The sequence below is a fragment of the Hoeflea sp. AS16 genome (genome assembly GCF_038900095.1).
Lineage (GTDB): Bacteria > Pseudomonadota > Alphaproteobacteria > Rhizobiales > Rhizobiaceae > Hoeflea.
Genome location: NZ_JBBMQQ010000004.1, coordinates 72,302 through 97,495 on the forward strand (window position 1 = coordinate 72,302; position 25,194 = coordinate 97,495).

At 62.2% G+C, this 25,194-nt stretch carries 29 protein-coding genes; 19 read left to right on the forward strand and 10 right to left on the reverse strand.

Annotation, left to right across the window (positions count from 1 at the left end; all coding sequences use genetic code 11):
• Window positions 1–3: 3 nt before the first annotated feature.
• The 6 genes from fdh3B (at window position 4) to WNY80_RS11740 (ending at window position 3,979) form a co-directional block, all read left to right on the forward strand.
• Window positions 4–600, forward strand: a complete 597-nt coding sequence (gene fdh3B, locus WNY80_RS11715; protein ID WP_342887566.1) for a formate dehydrogenase FDH3 subunit beta — start codon at window positions 4–6, stop codon at window positions 598–600.
• 93 nt (window positions 601–693) lie between these two features.
• The gene (locus tag WNY80_RS11720) at window positions 694–1,851 is read left to right on the forward strand and encodes a formate dehydrogenase subunit gamma (RefSeq protein WP_342887567.1); all 1,158 of its coding nucleotides are present in this window, start codon (window positions 694–696) and stop codon (window positions 1,849–1,851) included.
• 19 nt (window positions 1,852–1,870) lie between these two features.
• Entirely contained in the window at window positions 1,871–1,999 is a 129-nt protein-coding gene (locus WNY80_RS11725; RefSeq protein ID WP_342887568.1) for a hypothetical protein, read from the forward strand.
• Between the two features lie 26 nt (window positions 2,000–2,025).
• The gene (locus WNY80_RS11730; RefSeq protein WP_342887985.1) at window positions 2,026–2,217 is read left to right on the forward strand and encodes a DUF6494 family protein; all 192 of its coding nucleotides are present in this window, start codon (window positions 2,026–2,028) and stop codon (window positions 2,215–2,217) included.
• Between the two features lie 8 nt (window positions 2,218–2,225).
• Window positions 2,226–2,960 carry a biotin/lipoate--protein ligase family protein gene (locus WNY80_RS11735; protein WP_342887569.1) on the forward strand — a complete coding sequence of 245 codons (735 nt, stop codon included), beginning with the start codon at window positions 2,226–2,228 and terminating at the stop codon, window positions 2,958–2,960.
• Entirely contained in the window at window positions 2,957–3,979 is a 1,023-nt protein-coding gene (locus WNY80_RS11740) for a DUF6352 family protein (protein ID WP_342887570.1), read from the forward strand. Before WNY80_RS11735 ends, WNY80_RS11740 begins: the two co-directional genes overlap by 4 nt.
• A 111-nt stretch (window positions 3,980–4,090) precedes the next feature.
• Here the strand turns inward: WNY80_RS11740 and WNY80_RS11745 are convergent, their stop codons facing one another.
• Entirely contained in the window at window positions 4,091–4,354 is a 264-nt protein-coding gene (locus WNY80_RS11745; protein WP_342887571.1) for a hypothetical protein, read from the reverse strand.
• A gap of 126 nt (window positions 4,355–4,480) precedes the next feature.
• A complete protein-coding gene (locus tag WNY80_RS11750) occupies window positions 4,481–6,469 on the reverse strand; it encodes a 4Fe-4S dicluster domain-containing protein (RefSeq protein WP_342887572.1) in 1,989 nt (662 codons plus the stop codon).
• Between the two features lie 162 nt (window positions 6,470–6,631).
• Here WNY80_RS11750 and WNY80_RS11755 point away from each other — a divergent pair, with 162 nt between their 5' ends.
• Together WNY80_RS11755 and WNY80_RS11760 are read left to right on the forward strand one after the other, a co-directional pair.
• On the forward strand, window positions 6,632–7,156 hold the full coding sequence (locus WNY80_RS11755) for a DUF3305 domain-containing protein (protein WP_342887573.1): 525 nt from the start codon (window positions 6,632–6,634) through the stop codon (window positions 7,154–7,156).
• On the forward strand, window positions 7,149–7,838 hold the full coding sequence (locus tag WNY80_RS11760) for a DUF3306 domain-containing protein (RefSeq protein ID WP_342887574.1): 690 nt from the start codon (window positions 7,149–7,151) through the stop codon (window positions 7,836–7,838). The genes WNY80_RS11755 and WNY80_RS11760 overlap by 8 nt, the downstream gene beginning before the upstream one ends.
• A gap of 8 nt (window positions 7,839–7,846) precedes the next feature.
• Here WNY80_RS11760 and WNY80_RS11765 read toward each other — a convergent pair whose 3' ends face one another.
• Window positions 7,847–8,092: a DUF3144 domain-containing protein gene (locus tag WNY80_RS11765; RefSeq protein ID WP_342887575.1), complete on the reverse strand. Its 246-nt coding sequence runs from the start codon at window positions 8,090–8,092 to the stop codon at window positions 7,847–7,849.
• 101 nt (window positions 8,093–8,193) lie between these two features.
• Here WNY80_RS11765 and WNY80_RS11770 point away from each other — a divergent pair, with 101 nt between their 5' ends.
• Genes WNY80_RS11770 through WNY80_RS11785 form a run of 4 tightly spaced genes read left to right on the forward strand, consistent with a single transcriptional unit; the run spans window position 8,194 to window position 11,684 of the window.
• The gene (locus WNY80_RS11770) at window positions 8,194–9,357 is read left to right on the forward strand and encodes an Mrp/NBP35 family ATP-binding protein (protein WP_342887576.1); all 1,164 of its coding nucleotides are present in this window, start codon (window positions 8,194–8,196) and stop codon (window positions 9,355–9,357) included.
• Between the two features lie 3 nt (window positions 9,358–9,360).
• Window positions 9,361–10,068, forward strand: a complete 708-nt coding sequence (locus tag WNY80_RS11775; RefSeq protein ID WP_342887577.1) for an ABC transporter permease — start codon at window positions 9,361–9,363, stop codon at window positions 10,066–10,068.
• Entirely contained in the window at window positions 10,061–10,846 is a 786-nt protein-coding gene (locus tag WNY80_RS11780) for an ATP-binding cassette domain-containing protein (protein WP_342887578.1), read from the forward strand. The genes WNY80_RS11775 and WNY80_RS11780 overlap by 8 nt, the downstream gene beginning before the upstream one ends.
• Window positions 10,847–10,868: 22 nt before the next feature.
• Window positions 10,869–11,684 carry a substrate-binding domain-containing protein gene (locus tag WNY80_RS11785; RefSeq protein ID WP_342887579.1) on the forward strand — a complete coding sequence of 272 codons (816 nt, stop codon included), beginning with the start codon at window positions 10,869–10,871 and terminating at the stop codon, window positions 11,682–11,684.
• Here WNY80_RS11785 and glp read toward each other — a convergent pair whose 3' ends face one another.
• Genes glp through fdhD form a run of 4 tightly spaced genes read right to left on the reverse strand, consistent with a single transcriptional unit; the run spans window position 11,685 to window position 14,942 of the window.
• Window positions 11,685–12,947 (reverse strand): gephyrin-like molybdotransferase Glp, encoded by a 1,263-nt coding sequence (glp, locus tag WNY80_RS11790; RefSeq protein ID WP_342887580.1) that lies wholly within the window; start codon window positions 12,945–12,947, stop codon window positions 11,685–11,687.
• Window positions 12,944–13,462, reverse strand: coding sequence for a molybdopterin-guanine dinucleotide biosynthesis protein B (gene mobB / locus WNY80_RS11795; protein ID WP_342887581.1), 519 nt, complete (start codon window positions 13,460–13,462; stop codon window positions 12,944–12,946). Before mobB ends, glp begins: the two co-directional genes overlap by 4 nt.
• Window positions 13,459–14,079, reverse strand: a complete 621-nt coding sequence (mobA, locus tag WNY80_RS11800) for a molybdenum cofactor guanylyltransferase MobA (protein ID WP_342887582.1) — start codon at window positions 14,077–14,079, stop codon at window positions 13,459–13,461. Before mobA ends, mobB begins: the two co-directional genes overlap by 4 nt.
• A complete protein-coding gene (gene fdhD, locus WNY80_RS11805; protein ID WP_342887986.1) occupies window positions 14,076–14,942 on the reverse strand; it encodes a formate dehydrogenase accessory sulfurtransferase FdhD in 867 nt (288 codons plus the stop codon). Before fdhD ends, mobA begins: the two co-directional genes overlap by 4 nt.
• A gap of 379 nt (window positions 14,943–15,321) precedes the next feature.
• On the opposite strand from fdhD, the gene WNY80_RS11810 reads away from it, so the two are divergent.
• The 4 genes from WNY80_RS11810 to WNY80_RS11825 all read left to right on the forward strand — a co-directional run bounded on the left by WNY80_RS11810 (window position 15,322) and on the right by WNY80_RS11825 (window position 17,516).
• The gene (locus WNY80_RS11810; protein WP_342887583.1) at window positions 15,322–15,681 is read left to right on the forward strand and encodes a cupin domain-containing protein; all 360 of its coding nucleotides are present in this window, start codon (window positions 15,322–15,324) and stop codon (window positions 15,679–15,681) included.
• Between the two features lie 118 nt (window positions 15,682–15,799).
• A complete protein-coding gene (locus tag WNY80_RS11815; RefSeq protein WP_342887584.1) occupies window positions 15,800–16,195 on the forward strand; it encodes a hypothetical protein in 396 nt (131 codons plus the stop codon).
• 175 nt (window positions 16,196–16,370) lie between these two features.
• Window positions 16,371–16,904 (forward strand): copper chaperone PCu(A)C, encoded by a 534-nt coding sequence (locus tag WNY80_RS11820; RefSeq protein ID WP_342887585.1) that lies wholly within the window; start codon window positions 16,371–16,373, stop codon window positions 16,902–16,904.
• A 3-nt stretch (window positions 16,905–16,907) separates the two neighbouring features.
• Window positions 16,908–17,516 (forward strand): SCO family protein, encoded by a 609-nt coding sequence (locus WNY80_RS11825; RefSeq protein WP_342887586.1) that lies wholly within the window; start codon window positions 16,908–16,910, stop codon window positions 17,514–17,516.
• Window positions 17,517–17,521: 5 nt separating this feature from the next.
• Here WNY80_RS11825 and WNY80_RS11830 read toward each other — a convergent pair whose 3' ends face one another.
• From WNY80_RS11830 to WNY80_RS11840, 3 genes are read right to left on the reverse strand one after another with little or no spacing between them, the layout of a single operon-like run.
• On the reverse strand, window positions 17,522–18,733 hold the full coding sequence (locus WNY80_RS11830; protein WP_342887587.1) for an HlyD family efflux transporter periplasmic adaptor subunit: 1,212 nt from the start codon (window positions 18,731–18,733) through the stop codon (window positions 17,522–17,524).
• 4 nt (window positions 18,734–18,737) lie between these two features.
• A complete protein-coding gene (locus WNY80_RS11835) occupies window positions 18,738–21,113 on the reverse strand; it encodes an FtsX-like permease family protein (protein ID WP_342887588.1) in 2,376 nt (791 codons plus the stop codon).
• A complete protein-coding gene (locus tag WNY80_RS11840; RefSeq protein ID WP_342887589.1) occupies window positions 21,110–21,838 on the reverse strand; it encodes an ABC transporter ATP-binding protein in 729 nt (242 codons plus the stop codon). The genes WNY80_RS11835 and WNY80_RS11840 overlap by 4 nt, the downstream gene beginning before the upstream one ends.
• A 215-nt stretch (window positions 21,839–22,053) precedes the next feature.
• On the opposite strand from WNY80_RS11840, the gene WNY80_RS11845 reads away from it, so the two are divergent.
• From WNY80_RS11845 to mog, 3 genes are all read left to right on the forward strand, one after another.
• Window positions 22,054–22,779 (forward strand): Crp/Fnr family transcriptional regulator, encoded by a 726-nt coding sequence (locus WNY80_RS11845; protein WP_342887590.1) that lies wholly within the window; start codon window positions 22,054–22,056, stop codon window positions 22,777–22,779.
• Between the two features lie 125 nt (window positions 22,780–22,904).
• Entirely contained in the window at window positions 22,905–24,518 is a 1,614-nt protein-coding gene (locus WNY80_RS11850) for a GMC family oxidoreductase N-terminal domain-containing protein (RefSeq protein WP_342887591.1), read from the forward strand.
• Window positions 24,519–24,630: 112 nt separating this feature from the next.
• Window positions 24,631–25,158, forward strand: a complete 528-nt coding sequence (gene mog / locus WNY80_RS11855; protein WP_342887592.1) for a molybdopterin adenylyltransferase — start codon at window positions 24,631–24,633, stop codon at window positions 25,156–25,158.
• Window positions 25,159–25,194 lie beyond the last annotated feature (36 nt).

Below are 25,194 nucleotides of genomic sequence, written 5' to 3' on the forward strand. Positions count from 1 at the left end.
AAAATGGCTAGAATGAAATTCCTCTGCGATGCCGAACGTTGTATCGAGTGCAACGCCTGTGTCACCGCCTGCAAGAACGAGAACGAAGTGCCTTGGGGCGTCAACCGGCGCCGTGTCGTCACCATCAATGACGGCAAGCCCGGGGAACGGTCGATCTCGGTGGCCTGCATGCACTGCTCGGATGCGCCGTGCATGGCGGTCTGCCCGGTCGACTGCTTCTACCAGACGGCCGACGGCATCGTGTTGCACGACAAGGACCTGTGCATCGGTTGCGGCTATTGCTTCTATGCGTGCCCGTTCGGTGCGCCGCAATTCCCGCAGGCATCCAACTTCGGTTCGCGCGGCAAGATGGACAAGTGCACCTTCTGCGCTGGTGGCCCGGAAGAGGACAACTCCGCTGCAGAATTCCAGAAGTACGGGCGTAACCGGATTGCCGAGGGCAAGTTGCCGCTCTGTGCCGAAATGTGCTCCACCAAGGCGCTTCTGGCGGGTGACGGAGACACCGTGTCGCAAATCTATCGCGAACGTGTGGTTGCCCGCGGCTTTGGCGCTGGCGCCTGGGGTTGGGGTACAGCCTACGACCAGAAGAGTGGCGGTTGATCGGATTCGGTCACTCGCAGTCACATCGGCAGGTGGACGAGAGTCCGCCTGCCGATCTTCGCTAGATTGTATCCGGACACCGGGAGCTTACCGATGAAAATTCAGAAGACGCGCCGCGCGTCTGCGCGATATCTCCTACCCGGGATTGCCTTTGCCATTGTCGCACTGGTGGGGCTTTGGTTGCCGCTGCAGGCCCATGCCCAGAGCACGGTTCGCCCGCCCGAGAATGCGACCACATCCATCGCTCCGCCCGGACCCGCGCTTCGGGGCGGGGTGCAGGGCACCCAGTCGGATGCGGAAATCTGGCACGATATCCGTCTTGGCGAGACCGGAAATGTGTCGATTCCGAACCGTTCGGCGGGCCAGATGATCCAGTCGCAGGGCGAGGACTGGCGGCTCTATAGAAACGGCGCGACGCATGATTATCTCGGCTATGCGATGCTGGCCACGATCGTGCTGCTGGCACTGTTTTTCGCCATACGTGGCCGCATCAAGGTCGAGCATGGTCTGTCCGGCGTAAAGATCAAGCGCTTCTCGACGCTGGAGCGGATGAGTCACTGGCTCATGGCGCTGTCATTCATCACCCTCGGCATCAGCGGCCTGAACATCACCTTTGGACGGTCACTGGTCCTGCCGCTTGTCGGCAAGGATGTCTTCGGCCCGATGTCGGGCTTCCTCAAGGCCACCCACAATTATACCGCCTTTGCCTTCATGCTCGGGCTGGCTCTCGCCTTCGTGCTTTGGATTGTTCACAATATACCCGACCGGACCGATCTGAACTGGCTGGCAAAGGGCGGCGGATTGTTCAGCAAGTCGAGCCACCCTCCGGCGAAGAAATTCAATGCAGGCCAGAAGGTCATCTTCTGGGGCGTCATGGTTCTCGGACTGTCGCTGTCTGTTTCGGGATGGACCTTGCTGTTCCCCTTCGAGCACAGCCTGTTTACCGACACGTTTGTGCTTTTTGGCAATATGGGCATTGATGTGCCCGCCATCCTGGGGCTGCCCGAGCCGCCCTACAGCGCCATTCAGGAGCAGCAGTTCAACAGTGCCTGGCATGGCATTATCGCTGTCGTGATGATCTGCCTGATCCTCGCCCATATCTACATCGGCACCATCGGCATGCAGGGCGCCTTTGATGCAATGGGCTCGGGCGAGGTTGACTTGAATTGGGCCAAGGAACACCATTCCCTCTGGGTTGAAGAGGTCATGGCCAAAAAGACTGACGGCGCAGCTGCCGCACCGGCGGAATGACGGCGGGAAGGAACCGGACATGAAAGCATTTCTTCTCAGTATCGTCGTTTTGCTGGTCGTCGTGGCCGGCGCCCGCTTCGGTCTCAAACCGTTGTGGGACATGCCATCGGCAGAAGCCTATTCCACTGACAATGTGCGCCTGGATTGAACCGGCCAGGAAAAGAAGGTGACATGATGAGCGACGAATCCTTTAACTTGTCGATGCGGAAGTTTCTCAAGCAGGTCGGAGTGACATCGCAGCAGCAGATCGAAGAGCTGGTCCGCTCCGGCGCTGCGGGCTCGGGGCCGCTGAAACTCAAGGTCGTGCTGACAGCCGAAGGCACAGACCTGGAACACATTGTCACCGGTGAAGTAGAGTTGCCCTGACCGCTGGCATGCTGCCCATTCCCGAATTTCCACCGCTCCTGACCGGGCATGCGGTAACCGCCGGGCAGGATCCGCTGCAGGTGGCGCTGGAAAGTGCGCGCGACGCCAGTTTCGGTGCCGGCGACCTCTGCTGGTCGATGGCTGAAACCCATGCACGCGCTGCCATTGTTCTTGAGCCCGATTGCCCGCTTGGCAAGGCGTTGCAGATGGTGCCCGTGCTGATGATCGCCATCGGCGATGCGCTGGGAGCAATCGGTCCGCCCAATCTGGCGCTGATGTACCGGTGGCCTTCGACGATTCTCGTCAATGGCGGTGAAGTCGGCGAGGTGTTTCTGCACGTACCGGAAGATACCGGACTGGAGGACACGCCGGAATTCCTGGTGCTCGGGTTCTCCGTGGCGATGAGCCTGCCGCCAGACATCATCGAGGCGCCGGGTCTTGCCAGGCATGCCACCGCGCTGTTTGAAGAGGGATGCGGCGATCTCGACCGGACGCAGGTTCTGGAGGCCGTGGCGCGGCATTTCCTCTCATGGGTCGATACCTGGGAGCATGACGGCTTCGCTGCCGCCCACCCGGATTACCTCGGCCGCATGCAACCGGCAGACAAGCTTGTGGTGCAGACCGGGCCGGTCACGCACCAGGGCCGGATGGTCGGTATAGATGAGGACGGCGGCTTGCTGCTTGATGGCGGCGGAAGGGTCGAGGGATTGTCGCTGGCTCAGGGATTGGGGATCATCGGGTGAAACTGACAAAAGACAACGGACCGGGCGTGATCTGGAAATCGGCCGGACAGCATCTGACCTACCGGCTGGACAATGGCTGGCTTGCCGTCAGCGATGATTTCATGCGCGCCTATTACACGCGCCCGGAAATCCATCCCGTCGAGGAAAGCTGCGCCGTCGAGCACGCGCTGTTTGAACGGCTGATGGCGGATCCGTTTGCTCCGGTTGGCGCTGATGATCTTGCCGCGATTGCCGATCCGGATGCGGCGGACAATTACGCGCTTGTCCTCCGCTTCCGGGATCACCTTGTTGCCAAGGGATCGATCGAGGCCGCCTACGCGTCCTTGTTCAGCCCCGGTGCGCCGATGATTCCGCCGGTGTTCATCAGCCAGATGGCGCATTTGATCATGGGCAACATCCTGGTGGGCGAACGCGACGCGATGGTGGCGCGGGCAGCCGAGCTGTTCTTCCGCGAGCAGACCGCCACCACGTCGAACGAGCGAATGATGCTCGCCGATACCGAGGTGGTCGAAACCCGCGCAAAGGACGCAGCCCTTGCGGCTTCCACCGATCCTGGACGGGCGGAAGTCGCACTCGAGGTTCTCAATGCGGAAGGCAGCGAGGACTATTGGGCCCGTGCCGACCATTTCGATCTGGCCCTGGATTTCCGCTTCTCCGAACCGGGGCAGGATGCCTTTGCCCGGCTGATCGAACGCTGGATCAGGCATTTCCTGGATTTGCGGGTCCGGGTGCAGCCGCTGCAATCGGTCAAGGATGAACGCTGGTCCTGGCATGTCGGCCTTGATGCCGAAGCCACCCGCATCATGAATGCGCTCTACGAAGGCGAATACCTTCCCGAGGAAGGGCAGGGCAGCATCGTTGCCTTGTTCCGGATGGAGTTCCTCGATCAGGACCGGGTTCTGGAGAGAATGCGCCGCAAACCGGCCTTCCTCGGACTGGCCGTGGATTCCCGTGACCGCATTCGCATGAAGCCGCAAAATCTGCTGATCAACCTGCCGCTCAACCCGGTGCTGCAATAATTGCTGCGGTCGTGTGACCGGAAAGGCGGCAAAGCCTCGCACCCGGCCGAAAGCATCGCTTCCGGCTAGAATCTGTCCGCGATCCTTGGCACTGGCGGATTTTGCCGGAGCCTAGTTGGCGTCGATCGAGATGGCCGTGATGACCCCGACGCCATTGTCGCCGGCGGAGTCGTAATCGATGCTGACTCTGTCACCGGCGCTCAGTCCTTCGGGAACGAGATCACCGGCCGGGGCCAGATCCCAGACCGTCTTGTCATCCAGAACGAGCACATGATCGACCCGGTCATAGGCGACGACGACGCCCCCGGTGGTGTCAGCCAGAGCCGGCGTTACCAGGATTGATCCGAGAATTGTGATTGCAGAAAACAGGCGCATGAGATCCTCCATACGACTTGATGGAAGCTAGCTATGCGCCTGTCCCGGGTTTCCCGCAAGCGACTTTGATTCGTGCCGCAAAACGATTGTTTCACAGCTGTCCCAGTCGCGTCCGATAGCGGGCTGCTAGTCCTCGTTGAGGAAATCCTCGACCGTAAGCCCCTGGCGCCCTGCCTCCAGGTAGTCGTCGGTCGTGCGGGTGCGCGTCCGGCGCGGATTGGCAATGGCGAACGGGTCCGCACCGTCGCGCGACAGCGTTTCGAGCCGGCAATCCTCGCACATGTGAATGAGCGCGCGCCGCTCGTCGGTATCGAACATCGAGTTGCCCTGGAGACGGCGTTCCACCGCGCGCAGCATTCCGCCCGCCGCGAAGGCTTTGCCGCAGGATGTGCAGCAGGCGGGCTCATCCTCATGCAGGGTTTGCGGTTGCATGACGTTGTTGGAAAGGTTGTAGCGCGGTTCCAGGGTTATTGCCGATTCCGGGCATGTCGCCTCGCAGATCCCGCATTGAACGCAGGCAGCCTCGACGAAACGCAGCTGCGTCGTCTCGGGCGTGTCGCGCAACGCATCCGCCGGGCAGGAGGAGACACAGGCCATGCACAATGTGCAGGCAGCCGCATCCACCAGCACGGTCCCGTACGGGGCGCTGTCGGGAAGCGGCACGATGCTGGAAGCGGGCTTGCCGCTGTCAGCCAGCGCGCCGAGTGCGGCGCGCGAGACTTCGCGCTTTCCGCCAAGCGGCGTCGGCGCGGCGCGTGAAATTTCCGGCAGATCGGGCAGGGCGTAGAGCGCGGCCTCAACCTGGTCCGGGTCGGCTTCAAGCAATGTCACAACCCGCCCGCCAGCGTGACCGAACCCGGCAAGAAGGCTTTCCATCAGCAGGGTTTCCTCGGCAACGGCGGCAAATTCCTCAGTCTTGTGAGGATCGCCCAGCACCACGATCTGGCGGAATCCGGAGGCCAGGGCCGCAGCCATCAGGTCATGGCCGACGCCGCTCGTCGCATGCATTTCCAGCGGGATGACCCGTGCCGGCAGGCCGCGGCCAAACCGCGCCATCGCTCCGATCAGCGGGGTGCCGTGGCTTGCGTCATGAAGCAGCAGAACCGGGGCCTGGCCACCGGCGGCAAGGTATATCCGCGCCAGCGTCTGCACCCGCGAGATCTGGTCGGTGCGCGCCGGGTAGGCATAGGCGACAGCGCCGGTGGGGCAATGGGCGGCACAGTTGCCGCAGCCGCCGCATATGCCGGGATCGACGACGACAATGTCGCCCTCTCCGGTGATGGCACCTGCAGGACATTGCTCGATACACTTGCTGCAGCCGGTTTTCCTCGAGCGTTCATGCGCGCAGATCGAGGCATCATAGGTGACATAGATCGGCTTTTCGAAGCTGCCGACGTAGTCCGACGCCTCGATGACTGCTTCCAGGATCGTCACGGGATTGCCGGGATCGGCCCTGAAATAGCCGTCACGGCCATGCGCCCGGTTGAACAGGGCAGTCTCGCCGGACATGTCGAATATGAGGCTGCAGGAGGTTTTGGCCCCGTCGCGCGGCATTGCGAATTCCGGCCGTGCGCGCGAGGACGGCAGCATCGAAGCGTAGCCATCGACAACCAGCTGAAAATCACCCAGCGATCCCTTGGCCGAGACCACGCGCCCGGCAAAAATCGGAAACTGCAGCTCCGATGGCAGCACCAGATCGTCCGCCCCGGTCAGAAGCAGGGTCACCGACAGGGTCCGGTTCAGCCGCTGCGCGGCATCAAAGGCTGCCTGGCCGGCGCCAATCACCAGGCAGAGCCCGTCGCTTTCGATCGCCCGCAGCCGTGCGGGAACAGTCGGCACGTTCGCCGCAGTCAGAAGCGCTTCCATTTTGGGTGTCTTGGACGCCTTGTCCGCCGACCAGCCGGCCATCTCGCGAATATTGACGAAGGACAGCGCCTCGTGACCGGCTTCGGCGGCCAACTCTTCAAACAGCGGGCGCTCCTGTGTGCAGGCAATGCAGATCGGAGTTTCTGTGGAAAAAGCGGCCTCGAGGACCTTCATTTCACCGCGGCACAGTTGATGATGCCCTGTCACTTCCACATAGGCCGCCCCGAGTTTTGCGGGGTCGACGGCCATGGTTTTTTCGCAGCTGCATACAAAAAGCCTGGTTGCATCTAAAACCATTGGAACACCCTTGTTGTCGTCTGCAAACACCTTATACTTTCAACGGGAAGAGACAACCGTGATTGCCTCGAGACCGGGGAGGAACTGACCAGCGTGTCGCGGGAATTGACAATTATGCTGGGAGTGATTGCGGAAAAGCGGCAGTCAGTTTCGCGGTGGGCAAAGGACTACTGGATCCCCGTCGGTGTGATGCTGGCTCCGGCCGATCTCAATCCCGGCGACATCCTGATCAGCGATGAGCGAATGACCCGCTACTACATGGGGCGCGTCGATCTGACTTGTTATGCCGCCGACACCGAGGCCTATGTCGAGAATTTCAACAGCGGCAGCCCGGCGCTCTACGTGGTGCTGCGGCGCGACAGCGAAAACCAGCATCCGCTTGAGTGGTACGTCCAGAGCGTCACGGCGTCGCCGCACGCCGCCCAGGACTATGAAGTCGGCAGCGAAGACATCATCGAACGCCTGCCCATGCCGCCTGAGATCACCGAGGCAATTCTCGAGTTCCTCGATGCCTATCATGTGGAAACGACCTTCATAAAGCGGCGGCGCGACAAGCTTGATCTCGAAGAACAGAAATTCGGCAAGCAGCCGATATTCCTGAGCCGGAAACGCTCGGACCGGGGGGATCTGGATGGCTGAGGACAAGGAAGGCTTTCTGGCCCGCTGGTCAAAACGCAAACAGGCGCAACTGTCCAATCCCGACGGTGAACCCGGCGAAGAGACGCCTGCGGTTCATTCGGTTGAGGTTGACGAAGAGCAGCTGCAAGCTGAACGCGCTGAAGCCGAGGCCAACCGTTTGGCGGCCGAAGCGGTTGATCTCGACGAGGTCGGTTACGGGTTCGATTTCTCGATTTTCATGAAACGCGGTGTGCCCGAGCTGCTGCGCAAGAAGGCGCTGCAGAAATTTTTCAACTCCAGCCCGGTCCTGGCCAATCTGGACGGGTTGAACGACTATGACGAGGATTTCAACAACCCGCTGCACATGGTCTACAAATCGACCTGGGATGTCGGCCGCGGCTTCCTGACCGAGGCCGAGAAAGTGCTGCAGCAGGCAACCGGACGGCTCACCCTGGATGTGCCGCCCGAAGACACCGTGCCGGCGGATCTGCCCGAATACCTCGAAGCGGGACCGGAAGATGCCCCGGCTGCAATCGACGGAGACAGCCCTGCCGAAGCTGCATCTGCCGAAGAGGCCCAGCCCGGCGTGGCCGAGGAGGCTGATGCCGCCACGATTCAGCCCGAAGCCGATACTCCGCCTGATCAGGAACCGGACCAGCCGCCGCAAAAGCGTGTCTCGATCCGGCAGCGGCTGAACGGATGATGCCAGTGTCAGACGTTGGGGTCGGCCAGATGATTGCGCAACATCTCGCTATAGGCAGCGACCATTTCAGCGACGAACGCCTCGTGGTCGGCGACGTCGAGCACGTTCTTGGCCACGAACGCGTTGTAGCGCGCCGCGCCGTACAGGAATGCCATGTGGATGTCGGTCGCGGGAATTTTGGCATTGGCCGAGTTGGCCACGCGGATGAAGCGGTCCGCAAGCCTGACAAACTTCTCCGTTTCGGTGCTGTCCATTGCATCATCTCCTCGTCGCTCGTTTTCTGTCGAAGCGCCGTGGCCGGAACCGGAATGCGAACTGCGACAACTTCAATGCACTATCGGCCATGGGGTACGCAGTGACAATCTCCAAAGCCCAGATTCTCGAGCAGCTTAAACGGGTCAAGGGCCCCAGCCTGTCCGGCAACATCGTGGACCTTGGTCTGGTCTCTGACATGACCCTCAACGATGACGAGGTCGTGGTCTCGATCACCGTTCCCGCCGGGCTCATCGACCAGTTGGAGCCGTTGCGGGCGGCGGCCGAAAGGGTCACGCTGACCGCATCCGGCGTTACCAGGGCAACGATCAGGCTTGTGCCGGACCGGGCAGGCAAACCCGCTGCTGCAGCATCCGCTCCGGTGCGTTCGGCCCCGACCGTCTCGCAGGCCGCGGCGGTTCCGCCACCTATGCAGGGACGTGCCGCCGCACCGCAACCAGCACCCGGCGCCAAGCTCCCCGTTCCCGGAGTAGGCGCCATCATCGCCATCGCCTCGGGCAAGGGCGGGGTCGGAAAATCCACCACCTCGGTCAATGTCGCGCTTGCCCTCCAGGCCAACGGCCTGAAGGTCGGCATTCTTGACGCCGACATCTACGGGCCGTCGATGCCGCGCCTGCTCAATCTTTCGGGCAAGCCGCAGGCTGGCGAAGATCGCATCCTGATCCCGTTGGAAGGCTACGGGCTGAAGGTAATGTCGATGGGGTTTCTCGTCGATGAACAGACCGCCATGGTCTGGCGCGGACCGATGCTGATGCAGGCCCTGACCCAGATGCTGCGCGAAGTGGCGTGGGGTGAACTCGATGTGCTGATCGTCGACATGCCGCCGGGCACCGGCGACGCGCAACTGACTATGTCACAGAATGTTCCGCTGGCCGGTGCCGTTATCGTTTCCACGCCGCAGGACCTGGCGCTGATCGACGCCCGCAAGGGGTTGAAGATGTTCCGCAAGGTCGATGTGCCCATTCTCGGCATCATCGAGAACATGAGCAGTTTCATCTGCCCCGATTGCGGCGGCCAGCATGAAATCTTCGGCCATGGCGGAGCCCGTGCCGAGGCCGAGCGCATCGGCGCGCCGTTCCTTGGCGAGGTGCCGCTGGTCATGGCGATCCGCGAGACATCGGACAATGGCACGCCCATCGTCGCCACCGATCCCGACAGCGTTCAATCCGGCATCTACCGGGACATCGCCGGGCGCATCTGGACCCGCCTTGGCGAGGAACGGATGCTGGCCGGAGACCGGGGATAGGCCATGCAGGATTTCGCAGGAGCATTCGGGTTGGCTTTCGGTTTGATCGCATCGGGCGATGCGGACCTGTTCGAAATCGTTGGCCTTTCGATGCGCGTCAGCCTGTCGGCCCTTGTCCTGTCGTGCCTCATCGGTTTTCCCTTCGGTGCCCTTCTGGTGGTGCGCAAGTTCTTCGGCCGCGGCATTGTCATTGCGCTGGTCAATTCGATGATGGGCTTTCCGCCGGTGGTGATCGGACTCCTGGTTTATCTCGCGCTGTCACGGGCAGGGCCGATGGGCTGGCTCGGCCTGCTCTACAGCCCCACGGCGATGATTATCGCCCAGACTTTGCTGATTGCCCCCATTGTCGCGGCCTTGTCGCGGCAGGTTCTGGAAGCTTTGCAGGCCGAATATGACGAACAGTTCCGCTCGCTCGGAATCTCCCGCGGCCGCGCCATGCTGGCGCTGATTGTCGACGGACGTTACGGCCTCCTTACAGTGGCGCTGGCGGGCTTCGGGCGCGCTATCGCCGAGGTTGGGGCGGTCATCATCGTCGGTGGCAATATCGAACACCTGACCCGGGTGATGACCACCGCCATTGCACTTGAAACCTCGAAGGGGGATCTCGGCATGGCCCTGGCGCTCGGCATCATCCTCATGAGTATTGCGGTTTCGGTCAATCTTGTCGCGGGCACCCTGCGGGCGCTTGCCGAAAGGCAGGCCTATGCCTGACCCGACCCCGCTCATCCCGCATCCGGCCTCGGTTGCCGGGCCGCAGACCTCGCGCGACAGGATATTGCCCGGCTCGCTCAGGGTGGAGGGCCTGGCGCTTCAGGTTGCCGGAAAACCCCTGATCGATATCGACAGGCTGTTGCTCGATCCCCGGTCGGTCACGATCATCATGGGCCCGAATGGTGCGGGCAAAAGTCTTTTCCTGCGCCTGATCCACGGTTTGATCGCGCCGAGCAGCGGCTGGATCAGCTGGGGCGAAGTCGCCTGCGGCGAGGCAACCCGCTCCACCCAGGCCATGGTGTTTCAAAAGCCGGTGCTGCTGCGTCGCTCGGTGGCTGCCAATATTGATTTCGTGCTGCGGCATCGCTCGGGCAACAGGGCCGAGCGCCGGAGCCGGTGCGACGAGTTGTTGACGCTGGTCGGGCTGGCCGGCCAGGCGCAACAGCCCGCGCGGCTGCTCTCGGGCGGCGAGCAGCAGCGGCTGGCGCTGGCCCGGGCGCTGGCAACACGGCCGAAGGTCCTGCTGCTTGACGAGCCGACCGCCAGCCTCGACCCTGCATCGGTGCAGATGATCGAACAAATCGTGTTGGCCTCCAGCGCCGCCCAGACTAAGGTGATTTTCGTCACCCATGACGTTGGTCAGGCACGCCGCCTTGCCGGCGATGTAGCATTTCTGCACCATGGACAACTGGCCGAGCATGGTCCGGCGGCGAAGTTCTTTGCCAACCCGTCATCCGAGTCTGCTCAAGCCTATCTGTCGGGCAGGATTGTACTTTGATTTGTAACTGAGGAGAATGAAGATGAAGCGTACCACCCTGCTTGGAGCTGCCTTGCTGTCTGTCCTGGCAACTGCCGCAGCAGCCGAGGATCAGTCGATCCTGGTCCAGTCGACCACGTCCACGCAGAATTCCGGCTTCTACGATTACATCCTGCCGATCTACAAGTCAGAGACCGGTGTGAGTGTCAACGTGGTGGCCGTCGGCACGGGGCAGGCGATCAAGAACGCCCAGAACTGCGATGCCGACGTGTTGCTGGTTCACGCCAAACCGGCCGAGGAAAAATTCGTCGCCGAGGGCTACGGCGTGGCGCGCTCGGATCTCATGTACAACGATTTCATCATTGTCGGACCGGCCGCCGATCCGGCAGGCATTGGCGGTGGCAAGGATGCCGTTGCCGCCTTCAAGACCATTGCGGAAAAGAAGGCGCTGTTTGCCTCCCGCGGTGATGATTCCGGCACCAACAAGGCCGAGATCAAGCTCTGGAACAAGGCCGGAATCGACATCAAGACTGCCTCGGGAGACTGGTATCGCGCCACCGGCTCCGGCATGGGCGCGACGCTCAATGCCAGTGTCGGCATGGGCGCCTACACGATCTCGGACCGCGCAACCTGGATCAGCTTTGGCAACAAGGGTGACTATGACATCGACGTCGAGGGCGATCCGGTGCTGTTCAACCAGTACGGCATCATCCTGGTCAACCCGGAGAAATGCCCGAGCGTGAAGGCTGACCTGGGTCAGCAGTTCATCGACTGGCTGACTTCGGCGCATGGCCAGGAGCTGATCGCGGATTTCAAGCTGAACGGCAAGCAGCTGTTCTTCCCCAACGCCGGCAGCTGATCAGCTGTCGATACCAAACCCGGTGAAGGGCAGGAACGACACCAGTTCGCCCTTCGCCACCGAGGTCACGGATTCCGTGATCTCGATAAGGCCCGTGGCCTGCCTCAGGCCGGAAATCAGCCCCGACCCGTCGCGTGCAAATTTGTGTGCGACGGGTCGACCGTCGGGTCCGGGCTCAAGCCATCCCCGCCAGAATTCCCGTCGTCCTTCCTTCTTGCGCGGCACGTCGAAACCGGCCGCCACCGGAAACCGCACCGGTTCGTGATATGCGCCGCCGCCAAGCACGGTCAGAGCCGGGCGAACATAAAGCAGGAAACAGACAAAGGCCGCGACCGGATTGCCCGGCAGTCCGAGAAAGACGCAATCGCCGATCTGGCCAAAGCTCATCGGCCGGCCCGGCTTGACCGCGATCTGCCAGAGATGCCGTGTGCCCAGGCGGTCAATCGCATTGATGATATGATCCTCGTCACCGCGTGACGCACCGCCACTGGTCAAAATGACATCATGGGTCTGGGCGGTTTTGGCCAAAGTGGCCTCGATCAGCGAAGCGTCGTCGGGCAGGATGCCGAGATCGGTGATCTCGCAGGGCAGGGTGCCCAGCAGCGCATGCAGCATCGCGCGGTTGGAATCGTAAACCTGCCCCTGGGAAATCTCCGCTCCTGGTTCGAGCAACTCGTCGCCATTCGACAGGATTGCCACCCGGACGGGCGCGCGCACCTTGACCTTGGGCAGGCCGAACGACGCCAGTGCGGCCATGTCCTGCGGCCTCAGCCGGGCGCTTTCTTGCAGCACCGCGCTGCCCTCCGCCACATCCTCGCCGGCGCGGCGGGCATTGGCACCGCGCTTGAGATCGAGCGGAACGGAGACGTGATCGCCATCGTCATCAACAGTGCAGTCTTCCTGCATCGCCACCGTGTCGGCGCCTTCGGGCATCGGTGCGCCGGTGAAAATGCGCGCAGCCTGACCCGGTTCGAGCCGGTACTTGCCCAGATCCCCGGCGGCAATCCGCATCACCACCGGCATCGGACCGGTTGCGGGCGCTTGAAACGCGTAGCCGTCGACGGCGGAATTGTCATGCAGCGGCACGTTGCGGGGCGCAACGATGTCGGCAGCGAGCCAGCGGCCGGAGGTCTCGACCAGCGGCAGCTCCTCGATGGCTGCAACCGCCGACAGCCGGCCGGTCAGGATCGCCAGGCATTCCTCATGGCTGAGCCGGTCCTTGTCGGTAAGGAAACAGTCGTTCAACAGCTTTCGCGAGGTCATGCGGCAGTCTCTCCCAATCCGGTTTCAAGCGCGATCATGTCGGCGATTCCGTTGATGTCGTCCAGCGAGAAGACCGGAACATGTGCTTCGGCAATGTCATGGTCGGCGGCGATGGCGCGAATGCTGGCGCCCGTGTCGGGCAGGGGCGACTGGTCCAGTGCGGCCTTCCGGCGCACCTCGATTTTCGGATGGTCCTCGCGCTTGTAGCCTTCGATCAGCACCAGGTCGCAAGGCGACAGCCGCGCCAGCATGTCCTGCATCGATGGCTCGCCCTGTTCGCCGAGCTCATGCATGAGTGCCCAGCGGTTGCCGGAGACAATCGCCACCTCCGCGGCACCGGCCTTGCGATGGCGGTGGCTGTCGGTTCCTTCCTGGTCGACATCGAACAGGTGATGCGCATGCTTGAGAGTGGCAACGCGGAACCCGCGCCGCGTGAATTCCTCCACCAGCTTGCAGGTCAGTGTGGTCTTGCCGGAATTCTTCCATCCGGTAATGCCGAAGATGCGTTGTTTCATGCAATGTCTCTGGCGATGAAGGCTGCCGCTTCCGCCAGCTCTTCCGGCGTGTTGGCATTGAAGAACGGGTCCGGCGCACCATCGCCGTCGGCTTCGAAATCGCAAAATGCGAAATCGTGCCGGTGGACCCATGCCAGCACCTTCATGGTGTCGCTGGTGGTCAGCCACTCGGTCAGGTCCTGGCGCAATGTCACTGGCCACAGCCCGAACACCGGATGCCGGTTGCCATCCGAGCGGGCGATGATGATGCGTTCCGGCCCGGCTAGCACGGCGAAACGCTCGACCAGGTCAAGCGGCAGGAACGGCGTGTCGGTCGCGGCACTGACGACGTGGGTGACGCCCGGCAGTGTTGCCGCCCATTCAAGCCCGGTCAGCACCCCGGCCAGCGGGCCGACATGACCGCCGATGGTGTCGGGCAGAACCGGCAGGCCGAACTCAAGATAGGGTTCCGGATCGGAATTTGCGTTGATCGCCAAGGCATCGACCTGCGGCGCGATCCGTCCGATCACCCGCGAGATCATCGATTGTCCCGCCAGCAGTTGCAGGCCTTTTTCGCCGCCGCCCATCCGCCGTGACAGCCCGCCTGCCAGCACCAGTCCGGCGATTTCACTGCTCATGAACGGTCCTCCGCAGCACCCTTGCGGCGATGCCGCGGTTCCTCGGATGCGGCCTCTGTCGGGTCGCCGTCAAATTCGATCCGCTCCAGCCCGGCGAGCGCCAGGAAGCGCTTGCCGCGCGCCCGGCCGATCAGCGTCAGCCCGGCCTCCTTCGCGAGCTCCACCCCCCAGGCGGTGAAGCCGGACCGCGATACCAGGATGGGAATGCCCATCATCACTGTCTTGATCACCATCTCCGAAGTCAGCCGCCCGGTGGTGTAGAAGATCTTGTCGTCCGGTTTGACCTTGTTCATGAACATCCACCCGGCGATCTTGTCGACAGCATTGTGCCGGCCGACATCCTCCATGTAGACCAGCGGGGTATCACCCTGGCAAAGCACGCAGCCATGAATGGCGCCGGCTTCCAGATAAAGGCTCGGCGCCGTGTTGATCTTGTGGGTGAGGGTGTAAAGCCAAGAGGTTTTCAGCCGTGCATCAGGTGCCAGGTTGATGTCGGAGAAGTTCTCCATCACATCGCCAAACACGGTTCCCTGTGCACATCCCGATGTGCGCACCTTCTTCTGCAGCTTGGCCTCGTAATCGGTTTCGCGTTCGGTGCGGACCACCACCACCTCGAGGTCGTCGTCGTAGTCGATGGCCGTGATCTCGTCATCGGCATGCAGCATGTTCTGGTTGAGAAGATAGCCCACCGCCATCAGGTCGGGATGGTCGCCGATCGTCATCATGGTGACGATTTCCTGCCGGTTGAGATACAGCGTCAGCGCCTTCTCGGTCACCACCCGGGTCGTGACCTTTTCCCCGTTGTGGTCAACGCCGGTGACCTCCGCGGAAAGCCGCGGATCGGATGGATCGGATCTGAGCAGGAAACCGTCCTCGGACGGCGGTTTGGCTATCGTCAAGGTGACAACTTTCGCTTCGAGTGCATGGGCTTTGGATGCTACAATGATTTCACTCAAACACAACTCGCCCGGGCCCCGAATACCGGCAAATACCGGCCGCCCGCCGTCACCGGCTGAACCGAACGCCGTTCGGCCCTGTAACCGGGGTCACTTCATCCTTGACTGGCCTCGATGCGTGTCTTAACGCAATCCCAAGTGAATTTGATTTCTTAGTTTTAACAGAGGCTTGAAGAAGGGGCCGTCCCGGCGCCGGAAGTTGAATAGTCCGGTCAGATCCCCCTCAGCACGGCTGCAACGCAATCGGTCCGCAGTTTGGCGGATGCGACGGCATCAGGGAATGACGATGATTGATCTCAAGAGCTTTGGCGACCTGTCCGGCCTCGATCTTGGCGCGTTTGCGCCCAAGCCGACAAGCTTCACCGACGGTCAGGTCGAGGCGGCAAAGCAGCTCTGGGCCTCCGCCGATGGCGTGACCCAGATCGGAGTGTGGGAATGCACGCCGGGCCGCTTTTCCGCCGACCGGACCAAATCCTCCGAAATCTGCCATGTCCTGAGCGGTTCGGCCACGGTTGTGGGCAAGCACGGTGGTGACGAGCGCAACATCGGTCCCGGCGATGTGCTGGTTCTGCCGCTCGGCTGGGAAGGCGAATGGACCATTCACGAGCAGCTGCGCAAGACCTACGTGCTGACCCGTCTGCCCTGATCGCAGGAACGGAAACCGTGGCCTTGTCGCGCATCTTGACGCAGCCGTCTTCGATGGGCTTGCGAGCGCCGCACCGGGCGTATAATCCTGTGAATGGTTCTCACAACAGGCCATGGGCATGATCGGGACACGGAAGAAAACGGGCATTTCGGGACTGGTGCGCATGCTTTGCGCGCTGTCGCTGATGCTTGTTGCCTTTGCCCACACTCCGATCATTTTACCGGCCGCGGCGTCAGGCTATGTCGGCGTCGATATTGCCGATTATGTCCTGCCTGACGGAACCCTTCCCGATATCTGTTTGAGCGATGATGACGACAGTCATCAGCATGCTGCCAACCACTGCGAAGCCTGCCGCATTGTCTCCTCGGTTGATTTGCCGTCCCCCTTTGACGGCTACGTGGTCAACCGCCTGAGTGCGGCTGCGGAGCTGACGGCCCCCCAGGACGTCATGCCGCTGCGGCCCGTCTTGCGCGCCAGCGCCTCGCCTCGTGGCCCCCCGCTCAAGACGGCCTGACTTGCAGCACGGATAATCCGTTCCCGCGTTAGCCGCGAGGCTGGATTGATCCTCGCCGCATGTCGGCAAACCTGTGTCCCCACTTTGATTTTCCAGACCGGAACCGCTTTTCGAAGCGTCATTCCATCATGATCACGCCCCGCCCGTGAAGGGCATCCAACAGAAAGCCAAACCAATGAAACGCATTGCAATCCTTCTCTCCGCAGCCATCCTCGGCATGTCCTCAGCCATGGTCTCTGCCCATGACTACAAGCTGGGATCGCTTGAAATCGAACATCCTTTTGCCCGCGCAACGCCGCCCAATGCACCGGTCTCGGGCGGTTACCTGACGATCCGCAACAGCGGTGACGCGGCTGACCGCCTGGTCTCGGGCGAGGCCGACTTTGCCGAGCGGGTCGAGATCCATGAAATGGCCATGGATGGCGATGTCATGAAAATGCGCCAGCTCGCCGATGGCCTCGAAATCCCGGCCGGCGGTGAAGTCGTTCTCAAGCCCGGCGGATACCACATCATGTTCATCGGTATCGACAGCCAGTTCAAGGACGGCGAAACCCGCAACGTCAAGCTTACCTTCGAGAAGGCCGGCAGCATCGACGTCGACTTCAAGGTGCAGGACATGAAGGCGATGCAGGGTCACATGAAGAAGGACGGCCACGGCAAGATGGACCATGGCAAGATGGAGCACGGCAAGAAGAAGCAGGACGACTAGGCGATGCCGCGCCTTGGCCTCAAAGCCGGGATCTGGGCGGCGGTAGCCGTCCTTTTCCTGCTCTCGGTCGGATTTCTGGGCTGGCAGTATGCAGTCCGGGGCACCGACCAGTCGCTGACCTCGGGCTTGAAGCTCGGGACCGATTTCTCGCTTGTCGACCACAATGGTGCGCCCATTACCCAGGCAGCATTTGCCGGGCGGCCGACCATGGTGTTTTTTGGTTTCACCCGCTGCCCAGAGGTGTGCCCGACCACGCTTTACGAGATGGCGGGCTGGTTCGAGGCGCTTGGCGAAGAGGGCAGGGATCTGCAGGCGTTCTTCATTTCGGTCGATCCCGAACGCGACACGCCCGAGATCATGAAGAGCTATGCCGAAGCGCTGACCGACCGGGTCACCGGGATCACCGGCGATCCGGACGAAATCGCAAGGGTGATCGCTGCCTGGCACGTCTATGCCGCTAAGATCCCCACCGATGACGGCGATTACACCATGGACCACACCGCTTCGGTGTTCCTCATGGACGAGAACGGCAACTTCAAAGGCACCATCGCCTATGGCGAGAACCCGGATACGGCAATTGCCAAACTCAGGCGGCTGGTTGGAGCTTCGTAGCCGCCTTATCGGGCTGCTGCGCGATCTGTGATCAGGCTGCCGTCTTCCAGCGCATCGCCGGGATACAGCAGCACCTGGTCGCCGTCATTCAGGCCCGATATGATCTCCGCCCGCCGGTCGGTCATGTGACCGATCTCGACCGGCGTGACCCTTGCCCGACCGTCTTCCATCCGGAACACGGCCCAGTCGCCGCCATCGCGGTAGAGTGAGCTCACCGGTACCTGCATGACGGCGTCCGACGACCAGATGATCAGGTTGGCGATGACCCGGAAGCCATGGCCGAGTTCGGCCGGCGGCGGGTCCTTCAGCGCTATGATGGCATTGACCCGCTGCTCGGCAATCCCCAGTGCGGAGACCTTGGTGAAGCCTGATGGTTCAATGCGTTCGACTTCCGCCTCAAGCGCATCCGGCCCGCCCCAGTCGGTGATCAGTACCGGGCTTCCGGGACGAACCTTGACGGCATCGGCGGACAGGAGATCGACCGTGATTTCAAGGTCGGACGGATCGCCAACCTCTGCGATCAGCTGGCCGACTGAGGCTGCCTGTTCACTCTTGGCGTTGAGCGAGAGGATGATGCCGTCGATTGGCGAGACGATGTTGACGCAGCATTGGCCGTTGGCGGGGTGGGCGGGTGTTTGGCCTGGCTGGACCAGCCGTGCCTGGGCACTGGCAAGCTCTGCCTGTCTCAGCGCGATCATGGCTTCCGCGGACCGGACCTGGGCCTCGGCGAATTCGACTTCGCCGACCAGCCGTTCCAGCTCGCTTTGCGAGACGATGTTTGTCTCCGCAAGCTTGCTTGCCCTTTTCTGGCTGGCGACCGCCAGGTCCCGCGCGGTGCGTGCGCGTGTCAGTTCGACCTCGGCAACGGCGAGGTTGGAGCGCGCCGCATCGATTGCCGCCATCAGCTCGTTTCGCGTTCTGGTATCGAGAAACGGCGGGTCGAGCGGATGGATGCTGGTGATGCTTTCACCCTTGGCGACCGGATCGCCGACGGAAAACTCGACCCGGTCAAGATGTCCGGCGATGGGGGAGGAGATCGCATAGACATTGCGGATGCGGCTAATCCCGTCTTCGGCAACAATCACCTGCAGCGGACCGGTTTCCACCGTGGCGAGGTCGACAAGGATCGGCTTTTCGCTGAAGGCAACATAAAGCGCCCCGCCGATCGCTGCGGCGACCGCCAGTCCTGCGAGGCTTTTGGCAAACACAGAGGCCATGGTTTCAGTCCCTTGTTTTCAAGACGCGGATAAGGTCAAGCCGGTCGATGCGGCGGCGCACGATCAGTGCCGAGACCAGCGCTCCGCCAAGCACGATCAGGCTTGATATGGCATAGGTGGGTGGGTTGATGATCAGCGGTATCCGGAACAGGTCGCTCTCGAACCCCTTGGCCACCAGCACCGAAAAGCCACGGCCGATCAGCCAGCCCAGCGGTTGCGCCAGAACCACCATCACGCCAAGCTCGGTCAGGAGAACGCTCGACACCTCCCGGTTGGTGAAACCGAAAACCCGCAGGCTGGCGAGTTCGCGGGCGCGCTCGGAAAGCTGGATCCGGGCTGAATTGTAGATCACTCCGAAGGTGATGATGACCGCCAGCGACACGTAGATGGTGATGCTGATGCCGATGTTCTCCTCGATCACGGCACGGAAACGCTTGAGCGAAATTCCCTGCAACGCCACCGAGGCAATCGCCGGGGTTTGCTTGACCGCGTCATAGAGCTCCAGGATCCGGCTTTCATCCACCATCACCCGCGCACCCGATATCCGGCTGCCCTGGCCGGACAACCGGTCAAGCGCCTCCCGGCTCATGTTTGCGGTCAGCCCGACATAGCTGTTGGTCACCCCCACCAGCGGCACCATCACCTTGCGCCCCTGTCCGTCATTGAGTTCAACCTCGACCTGGTCGCCCGTCACAAGGCCAAGGTGTTCGGCCAGGCGTTCGGAAAGCAGGATGCCGGCCGGCGGCAGCTTGGTGGCGGCAAAATCACGATCGAGCACCCGGCTGATATCGGTCTCGGGGTTGGAGGCAACGATCTGGACATTGCGCGACCGGTGGCCGTTCCTGAGCGTCGCGGCTTCCGCGCGGAACGGTTCCGCCGCCATCACGCCGGGCAACCGGGCCACATCCCTTAGCGCATCCTCCGAGCGGTCCATGGCAAAGGTCAGCGTGGCATCCTGGCGGTCGGCCTGAAACCAGATCGTATCGATCATGTGATCGACGGAATCGAAGGCAAACAGCGAGGTGATCAGCAGCGCCACCGGCAAGGCCGTACCCAGCGTCGTCAACGCGGTGCGCAGCGGCCAGCGCACCAGATGTCTCAGCGCCATCACGGTGAGTTGCGAAAACGGCAACCTAAAGCCGCCCGCTGAACCGCCGAACAGGCGGTGGTATCTGGTTGGCGCCGGTGGCCGCATGGCCACCGCAGGCGGCAACCGGACCGCGCCCATGATGGCGTTGGCGGCACCAATTAGGGCGGCGGCGAAGGTCACCAGCGCCGAGATCACATAGAGATCGGGTTCCTGCGAGAACACCAGGAAGGGAAACGAATAGAATTCCCCGTACAGCGCTGCCATGCCGTGCCCCAGCCGTGTGCCGGCGATCCCGCCCATTGCCACACCAACAATAGAAATCGCCAGGGTGAGCTTGGCGTAGTGCCAGGCGATTGCGCTGTTGGCGTATCCGACGGCCTTGAGAAGCCCGATCTGTTCGCGTTCCAGGGCGATCAGCCGGGTCAGGATCATGTTGACCAGAAACGCGGCAATCAGCAGGAAGATCGGCGGGATCACCTGCGCCATCGCCTTGAGCTGGGTCAGCTCGGAATCCAGAAAGGCATCGGACATATGATCCTTGCGGCCATAGGCTCCGGTTCCGCCATGCGGCTTGAGGATGGTGTCGAGCCGCGCAATCACGTCTTTCTGGTCGGCGCTGCGTGAAAGCGTCAGTGACACATCGTTGAACGCCCCCTTCATGTCATAGACGCCCTCGAGCACCGAGCGGTGCATGTGAATGACACCGAAGCGCTTCTGGTCAGGCACCATGTCTCCGGGGCCGATGGCATAGACATATTCGGGCGACAGGGTGATCCCGGTGATGGAAATTTGACGCTTGCGCCCGTTGATCAGCACGTCGAATCTGTCGCCGGGACGAAAACCATGCGCTTCGGCGAAAGCCTCGATGATGGTCGCCTCGTTGTCGCGTCCCGGTTCGGGGAACCGCCCCGACCGCAGGTAAAGACGGTTGACCGCAGGTTCGCCGTGATCGGGGATCGAGATCACCACGCCTGTCGCGGGTTCGGCCATGCCCTCTATGTCGATTATCACCGGGTTGACGATCCGCGTCGAGAGGGCGGAAACCCCGTCGATGGCCGCAATTTCTGTCTTGATGCTCTCAGGCGCCCGCGTGGCCGAGGCGAACACGTCGCCGAACCGGGTCCGGTCGTAAAACGCAGCGCGCGTGTCTTCCAGCGCCCGCGTCGCCCCCAGCGCCAGGATCAGCGTCATGACCCCGCATGCCATGACCAGCGCAATCGCCAGCGACTGCGCCCAAAGCCGGACGAGATCGCGGACCAGCTTGCGGTCAAGCATGCTCAAAGCGTTCACCAGCTCACCTCCGATGGCTTGATCCGCTTTTCATTGACCTCGCTGGAAGCAATACGGCCATCAATGAACGAATAGACCCGGTGGGCGATTTTCCGGATGCCGGCATTGTGGGTGATGATCGCGGTTGTGGCGCCGGTTTCCTCGTTCACCCGTGCCAGTGCCTCCAGTACGATGATGCCGGTTGCGGAATCCAGCGCGCCCGTCGGCTCGTCGCAAAGCAGCACCTCCGGACGTTTGGCGATCGCCCGGGCAATTGCCACGCGCTGCTGTTCGCCGCCCGACAGCTGCGCCGGGAAATGGTGCATGCGGCTTTCAAGGCCAACCAGCGCCAGCGCATCCTCGGGTGTCATCGGGTTTGATGCCACTTCGGTGATCAGCGCCACATTCTCCCAGGCCGTCAGGCTGGGGATCAGGTTGTAGAACTGGAATACGAAGCCGACATGATCCCGCCGGTAGGCGGTCAGGTCCCGGTCGCTGGCACCGGCCAGTTCCTCGCCCTTGAACTTGACCGATCCCGATGTCGGCCGGTCGAGGCCGCCGACAATGTTCAAGAGCGTGGACTTGCCGCTGCCGGACGGGCCAAGCAGCACCGCCATTTCGCCGGCCTCCAGCGTCAGGTCGACACCATTGAGCGCACGGACCTCGACCTCGCCTGTCCGGTAGATCTTGGTCAGTCCGGAAATATCGAAGATCGCAGCCGCGGCGGAAACTGGTTCGGATCTCATGGCAGGACCTTAGCATACCCGTCATTGGTGTCTTTGATTCGGGTCAATCTATTTAGACGGGCGGTGTTTTTGCACGATGAAAGTCACAATCGGTTGCTACGGCTTTGCGATGTTGCGATGCAAAATAAATGTATGCGACTTTTTGCTTCTGTTGAAATAAGCCGCAATGATGTAGTGTCGGCTAAATCGGGGAGTGCCCTAAAACAGGGAGTGCCATGGATATCCAACGCAAAGACGTTCACAATTCAGGCGTACCGGTACTTTGTCAGGCTTGTGAAAGCAGACATCGCGGAGTGTGCGGAGCCTTGACCCCCGATCAGCTCGTGCAACTGAGCAAGCATTCGACCCGGCGCACAGTCGAGCCGGGCACGGAACTGGTGGGCGAAAGCCTGCAGACAAAAACCTATTCGAACATCATTTCGGGTGTGGTCAAGCTGTCGAAAATGATGGCCGATGGCCGCCAGCAGATCGTCGGCCTGCAGTTCGCCCCGGATTTCCTCGGCCGCCCGTTCCGCAAGCAAAACGGCGTCAGCGCCGAGGCGGCCACGGACGTCAAGGTTTGCTCTTTCCCCAAGGCTGCCATTGAGCGCATGATCGGCGAAATGCCGGAACTGGAGCACAAGCTGCTCGAGCAGACGCTGACCGAACTCGACGAAGCCCGCGACTGGATGCTGACGCTTGGCCGCAAGACCGCCGGCGAGAAAGTCGCCAGTTTTCTTCTGTTGATCGCCACCCATGCGTTTCCCGACAATGAAGAAGATTGGGTGACGTTCGACCTGCCGATGAGCCGGACCGATATTGCCGATTTCCTTGGCCTCACCATGGAAACCGTCAGCCGGCAATTGACCAAACTGCGCAAGGAAGACGTTATCCGCATCGTCAACAATCGCCATGTCACGGTTCCCGATCTGGCCCGGTTGTCCGACAAGGCCGGCTTCTAGGTCACCCGAAGCCACACGCCACGCCTCCGCGGATCAGCTCTGCAATTGCCGCGTCAATTCCTGTTTGAAACAATCCTCTTCTGCTCTAGGCTCGTCTTCCTGTCCGTCTTTGGGAGGAGGCTCACATGGAGTTCGACTACGTCATTGTCGGCGGCGGGTCCGCCGGTTCGGTGCTTGCCGCGCGTCTGAGCGAGGATCCCAGGGTACAGGTCTGCCTGCTTGAAGCGGGCGGTGACGGCAAGGGCATTCTGGTGCGTGCGCCGCTCGGCATGGTCGCGATGCTGCCCGGCAGGCCGAAAATCAACAACTGGGCGTTCGAGACGATCCCTCAGCCGGGCCTTGGCGGCCGCCGCGGCTACCAGCCGCGTGGCCGGGCGCTGGGGGGATCCAGCGCCATCAACGCCATGCTCTATGTCCGGGGCCATCCTTCCGATTACGATGACTGGGCCAGGGCCGGGTGCGATGGCTGGAGCTGGTCGGACGTGCTCCCCATATTCCGCCGGTCAGAAGGCAATGTGCGCGGTGACGATGACCTGCATGGCGGCAGCGGCCCGCTGCAGGTGAGCGAGCAGCAAAGCCCGCGCCCGATCAGCCACGCCTTTGTCGATGCCGCAGCCGAGGTGCAGATCCGCCGCAATGATGATTTCAACGGCCCGGAGCAGGAAGGGGCGGGCCTCTACCAGGTTACCCAGTTCTGGCGCGACGGCAGGCAGGGCGAGCGCTGCTCGGTTGCCGCGGCCTATCTGCATCCGGTGATGCACCGGCCCAACCTGACAGTGATCACCGGTGCGCATGCCACCAGGGTGGTGATGGACGGGACGCGCGCCACCGGCGTGGCCTATCGTCAGGGCAAGGCGGACCATCAGGTCAGCGCGCGCGCCGAGGTAATTCTCTGTGGCGGCGCTTTCAGTTCGCCGCAGCTTCTGATGCTGTCGGGCATCGGGCCGGGCGAGCATTTGCGCTCGAGGGGCATCGACGTGCTCAAGGATCTCCCCGGCGTCGGCCAGAACCTGCAGGACCATCTCGATTTCATCTACGCCGCCAAGACCCGTGATACCGAGGTGTTGGGTCTGGGCCCGGTCGGCGCCTACAAGCTGCTGCGTCACATTCTCGACTGGCGACGTGATGGTTCCGGCCTTGTCGCGACTCCGGGTGCGGAGAGCGGCGCGTTTCTCAAATCGGATCCGGGTCTTGATCGCCCCGACCTGCAGCTTCATTTCGTTGCGGCCCTGGTTGATGACCATTCGCGCAAGCTGCATTGGGGGTATGGCTATTCCTGCCATGTCTGCGCTCTCAGGCCCTATTCCCGCGGCGAAGTCGGGCTCGATGGGCCCGACCCGATGCGCGCGCCGCGGATTGACCCGAAATATCTCTCCGATGAGCGTGATGCGGCCTTGATGCTCAAGGGGGCGAAGATCACGCGCGAGATCATGGATGCGCCGTCGCTGCGCAAGTACCGGCTCAGGGAAGTTTACACCCGCGAGGGCATGGATGACGCCGAGCTGATGGGGCATATCCGCGCCCGCGCCGACACCATCTATCATCCGGTCGGCACCTGCAAGATGGGACGCGACGCACTTTCCGTCACCGACCCGGAGCTTAAGGTTCACGGGGTTCAGGGCTTGCGCGTCGTTGACGCATCGGTGATGCCGACCCTGATCGGCGGCAACACCAATGCCCCCACGGTGATGATCGCCGAGAAGGCCGCTGACATGATCAGGGCGGCCGCGAGACCATAGATGCCGGGATTGGGCGAGGGGGCCGAAACTGCGGCAGTCGAGCCGGTTGCCGGTGGGTCAGCTGCTTGCTAGAAACGACGCTGCCTTCCCCGGATCATCAGGAGCCACTCACATGACCGTTCGCATCGCCGTCCTCACCGTGTCCGATCGCGCCAGCCGCGGCGAGTATGAGGATCTGGGCGGTCCCGCGGTCAAGGCCTGGCTTGAGCGCGTCATGTCGAGCCCGGCTGAAATCGTGGTGCACGTCATTCCCGACGGGCTGGAAAGCGTGCGCGACACGCTGATCCGGCTGTGTGACGAGGAAAAGGTGGATATGGTGCTGACCACCGGTGGCACCGGCCCCAGCCCGCGCGACCTGACACCCGAGGCGATGAAGGCGGTGATGGAAAAGGAACTGCCCGGCTTTGGCGAGCTGATGCGCAAGGTCAGCCTGGAATTTGTTCCCACTGCCATCCTGTCGCGCCAGACCGCCGGTACCCGCGGCAAGACCCTGATCGTCAATCTTCCCGGCAAACCCGGATCGATCGACACCTGCCTCACGGCAGTGTTCCCGGCGATCCCGTTTTGCCTTGACTTGATCGGGGCAGGGCGCATCGAGACCCATGATGAGATCCTGAAAGCATTCCGCCCGTCGAAGTGACGGGCGGCGCAGTTTCAAGTCCGGAAGGTTATGGAC

Excerpts from the sequence above, each read along its gene's own strand:
- fdh3B (WP_342887566.1), top strand. The coding sequence starts at position 4 with ATGGCTAGAATGAAATTCCTCTGCGATGCCGAACGTTGTATCGAGTGC.
- WNY80_RS11720 (WP_342887567.1), top strand. The coding sequence starts at position 694 with ATGAAAATTCAGAAGACGCGCCGCGCGTCTGCGCGATATCTCCTACCC.
- WNY80_RS11725 (WP_342887568.1), top strand. The coding sequence starts at position 1,871 with ATGAAAGCATTTCTTCTCAGTATCGTCGTTTTGCTGGTCGTCGTGGCC.
- WNY80_RS11730 (WP_342887985.1), top strand. The coding sequence starts at position 2,026 with ATGAGCGACGAATCCTTTAACTTGTCGATGCGGAAGTTTCTCAAGCAG.
- WNY80_RS11735 (WP_342887569.1), top strand. The coding sequence starts at position 2,226 with ATGCTGCCCATTCCCGAATTTCCACCGCTCCTGACCGGGCATGCGGTA.
- WNY80_RS11745 (WP_342887571.1), bottom strand. The coding sequence starts at position 4,354 with ATGCGCCTGTTTTCTGCAATCACAATTCTCGGATCAATCCTGGTAACG.
- WNY80_RS11750 (WP_342887572.1), bottom strand. The coding sequence starts at position 6,469 with ATGGCCGTCGACCCCGCAAAACTCGGGGCGGCCTATGTGGAAGTGACA.
- WNY80_RS11755 (WP_342887573.1), top strand. The coding sequence starts at position 6,632 with ATGCTGGGAGTGATTGCGGAAAAGCGGCAGTCAGTTTCGCGGTGGGCA.
- WNY80_RS11760 (WP_342887574.1), top strand. The coding sequence starts at position 7,149 with ATGGCTGAGGACAAGGAAGGCTTTCTGGCCCGCTGGTCAAAACGCAAA.
- WNY80_RS11765 (WP_342887575.1), bottom strand. The coding sequence starts at position 8,092 with ATGGACAGCACCGAAACGGAGAAGTTTGTCAGGCTTGCGGACCGCTTC.
- WNY80_RS11775 (WP_342887577.1), top strand. The coding sequence starts at position 9,361 with ATGCAGGATTTCGCAGGAGCATTCGGGTTGGCTTTCGGTTTGATCGCA.
- WNY80_RS11780 (WP_342887578.1), top strand. The coding sequence starts at position 10,061 with ATGCCTGACCCGACCCCGCTCATCCCGCATCCGGCCTCGGTTGCCGGG.
- WNY80_RS11785 (WP_342887579.1), top strand. The coding sequence starts at position 10,869 with ATGAAGCGTACCACCCTGCTTGGAGCTGCCTTGCTGTCTGTCCTGGCA.
- glp (WP_342887580.1), bottom strand. The coding sequence starts at position 12,947 with ATGACCTCGCGAAAGCTGTTGAACGACTGTTTCCTTACCGACAAGGAC.
- mobB (WP_342887581.1), bottom strand. The coding sequence starts at position 13,462 with ATGAAACAACGCATCTTCGGCATTACCGGATGGAAGAATTCCGGCAAG.
- mobA (WP_342887582.1), bottom strand. The coding sequence starts at position 14,079 with ATGAGCAGTGAAATCGCCGGACTGGTGCTGGCAGGCGGGCTGTCACGG.
- WNY80_RS11810 (WP_342887583.1), top strand. The coding sequence starts at position 15,322 with ATGATTGATCTCAAGAGCTTTGGCGACCTGTCCGGCCTCGATCTTGGC.
- WNY80_RS11815 (WP_342887584.1), top strand. The coding sequence starts at position 15,800 with ATGATCGGGACACGGAAGAAAACGGGCATTTCGGGACTGGTGCGCATG.
- WNY80_RS11820 (WP_342887585.1), top strand. The coding sequence starts at position 16,371 with ATGAAACGCATTGCAATCCTTCTCTCCGCAGCCATCCTCGGCATGTCC.
- WNY80_RS11825 (WP_342887586.1), top strand. The coding sequence starts at position 16,908 with ATGCCGCGCCTTGGCCTCAAAGCCGGGATCTGGGCGGCGGTAGCCGTC.
- WNY80_RS11830 (WP_342887587.1), bottom strand. The coding sequence starts at position 18,733 with ATGGCCTCTGTGTTTGCCAAAAGCCTCGCAGGACTGGCGGTCGCCGCA.
- WNY80_RS11840 (WP_342887589.1), bottom strand. The coding sequence starts at position 21,838 with ATGAGATCCGAACCAGTTTCCGCCGCGGCTGCGATCTTCGATATTTCC.
- WNY80_RS11845 (WP_342887590.1), top strand. The coding sequence starts at position 22,054 with ATGGATATCCAACGCAAAGACGTTCACAATTCAGGCGTACCGGTACTT.
- WNY80_RS11850 (WP_342887591.1), top strand. The coding sequence starts at position 22,905 with ATGGAGTTCGACTACGTCATTGTCGGCGGCGGGTCCGCCGGTTCGGTG.
- mog (WP_342887592.1), top strand. The coding sequence starts at position 24,631 with ATGACCGTTCGCATCGCCGTCCTCACCGTGTCCGATCGCGCCAGCCGC.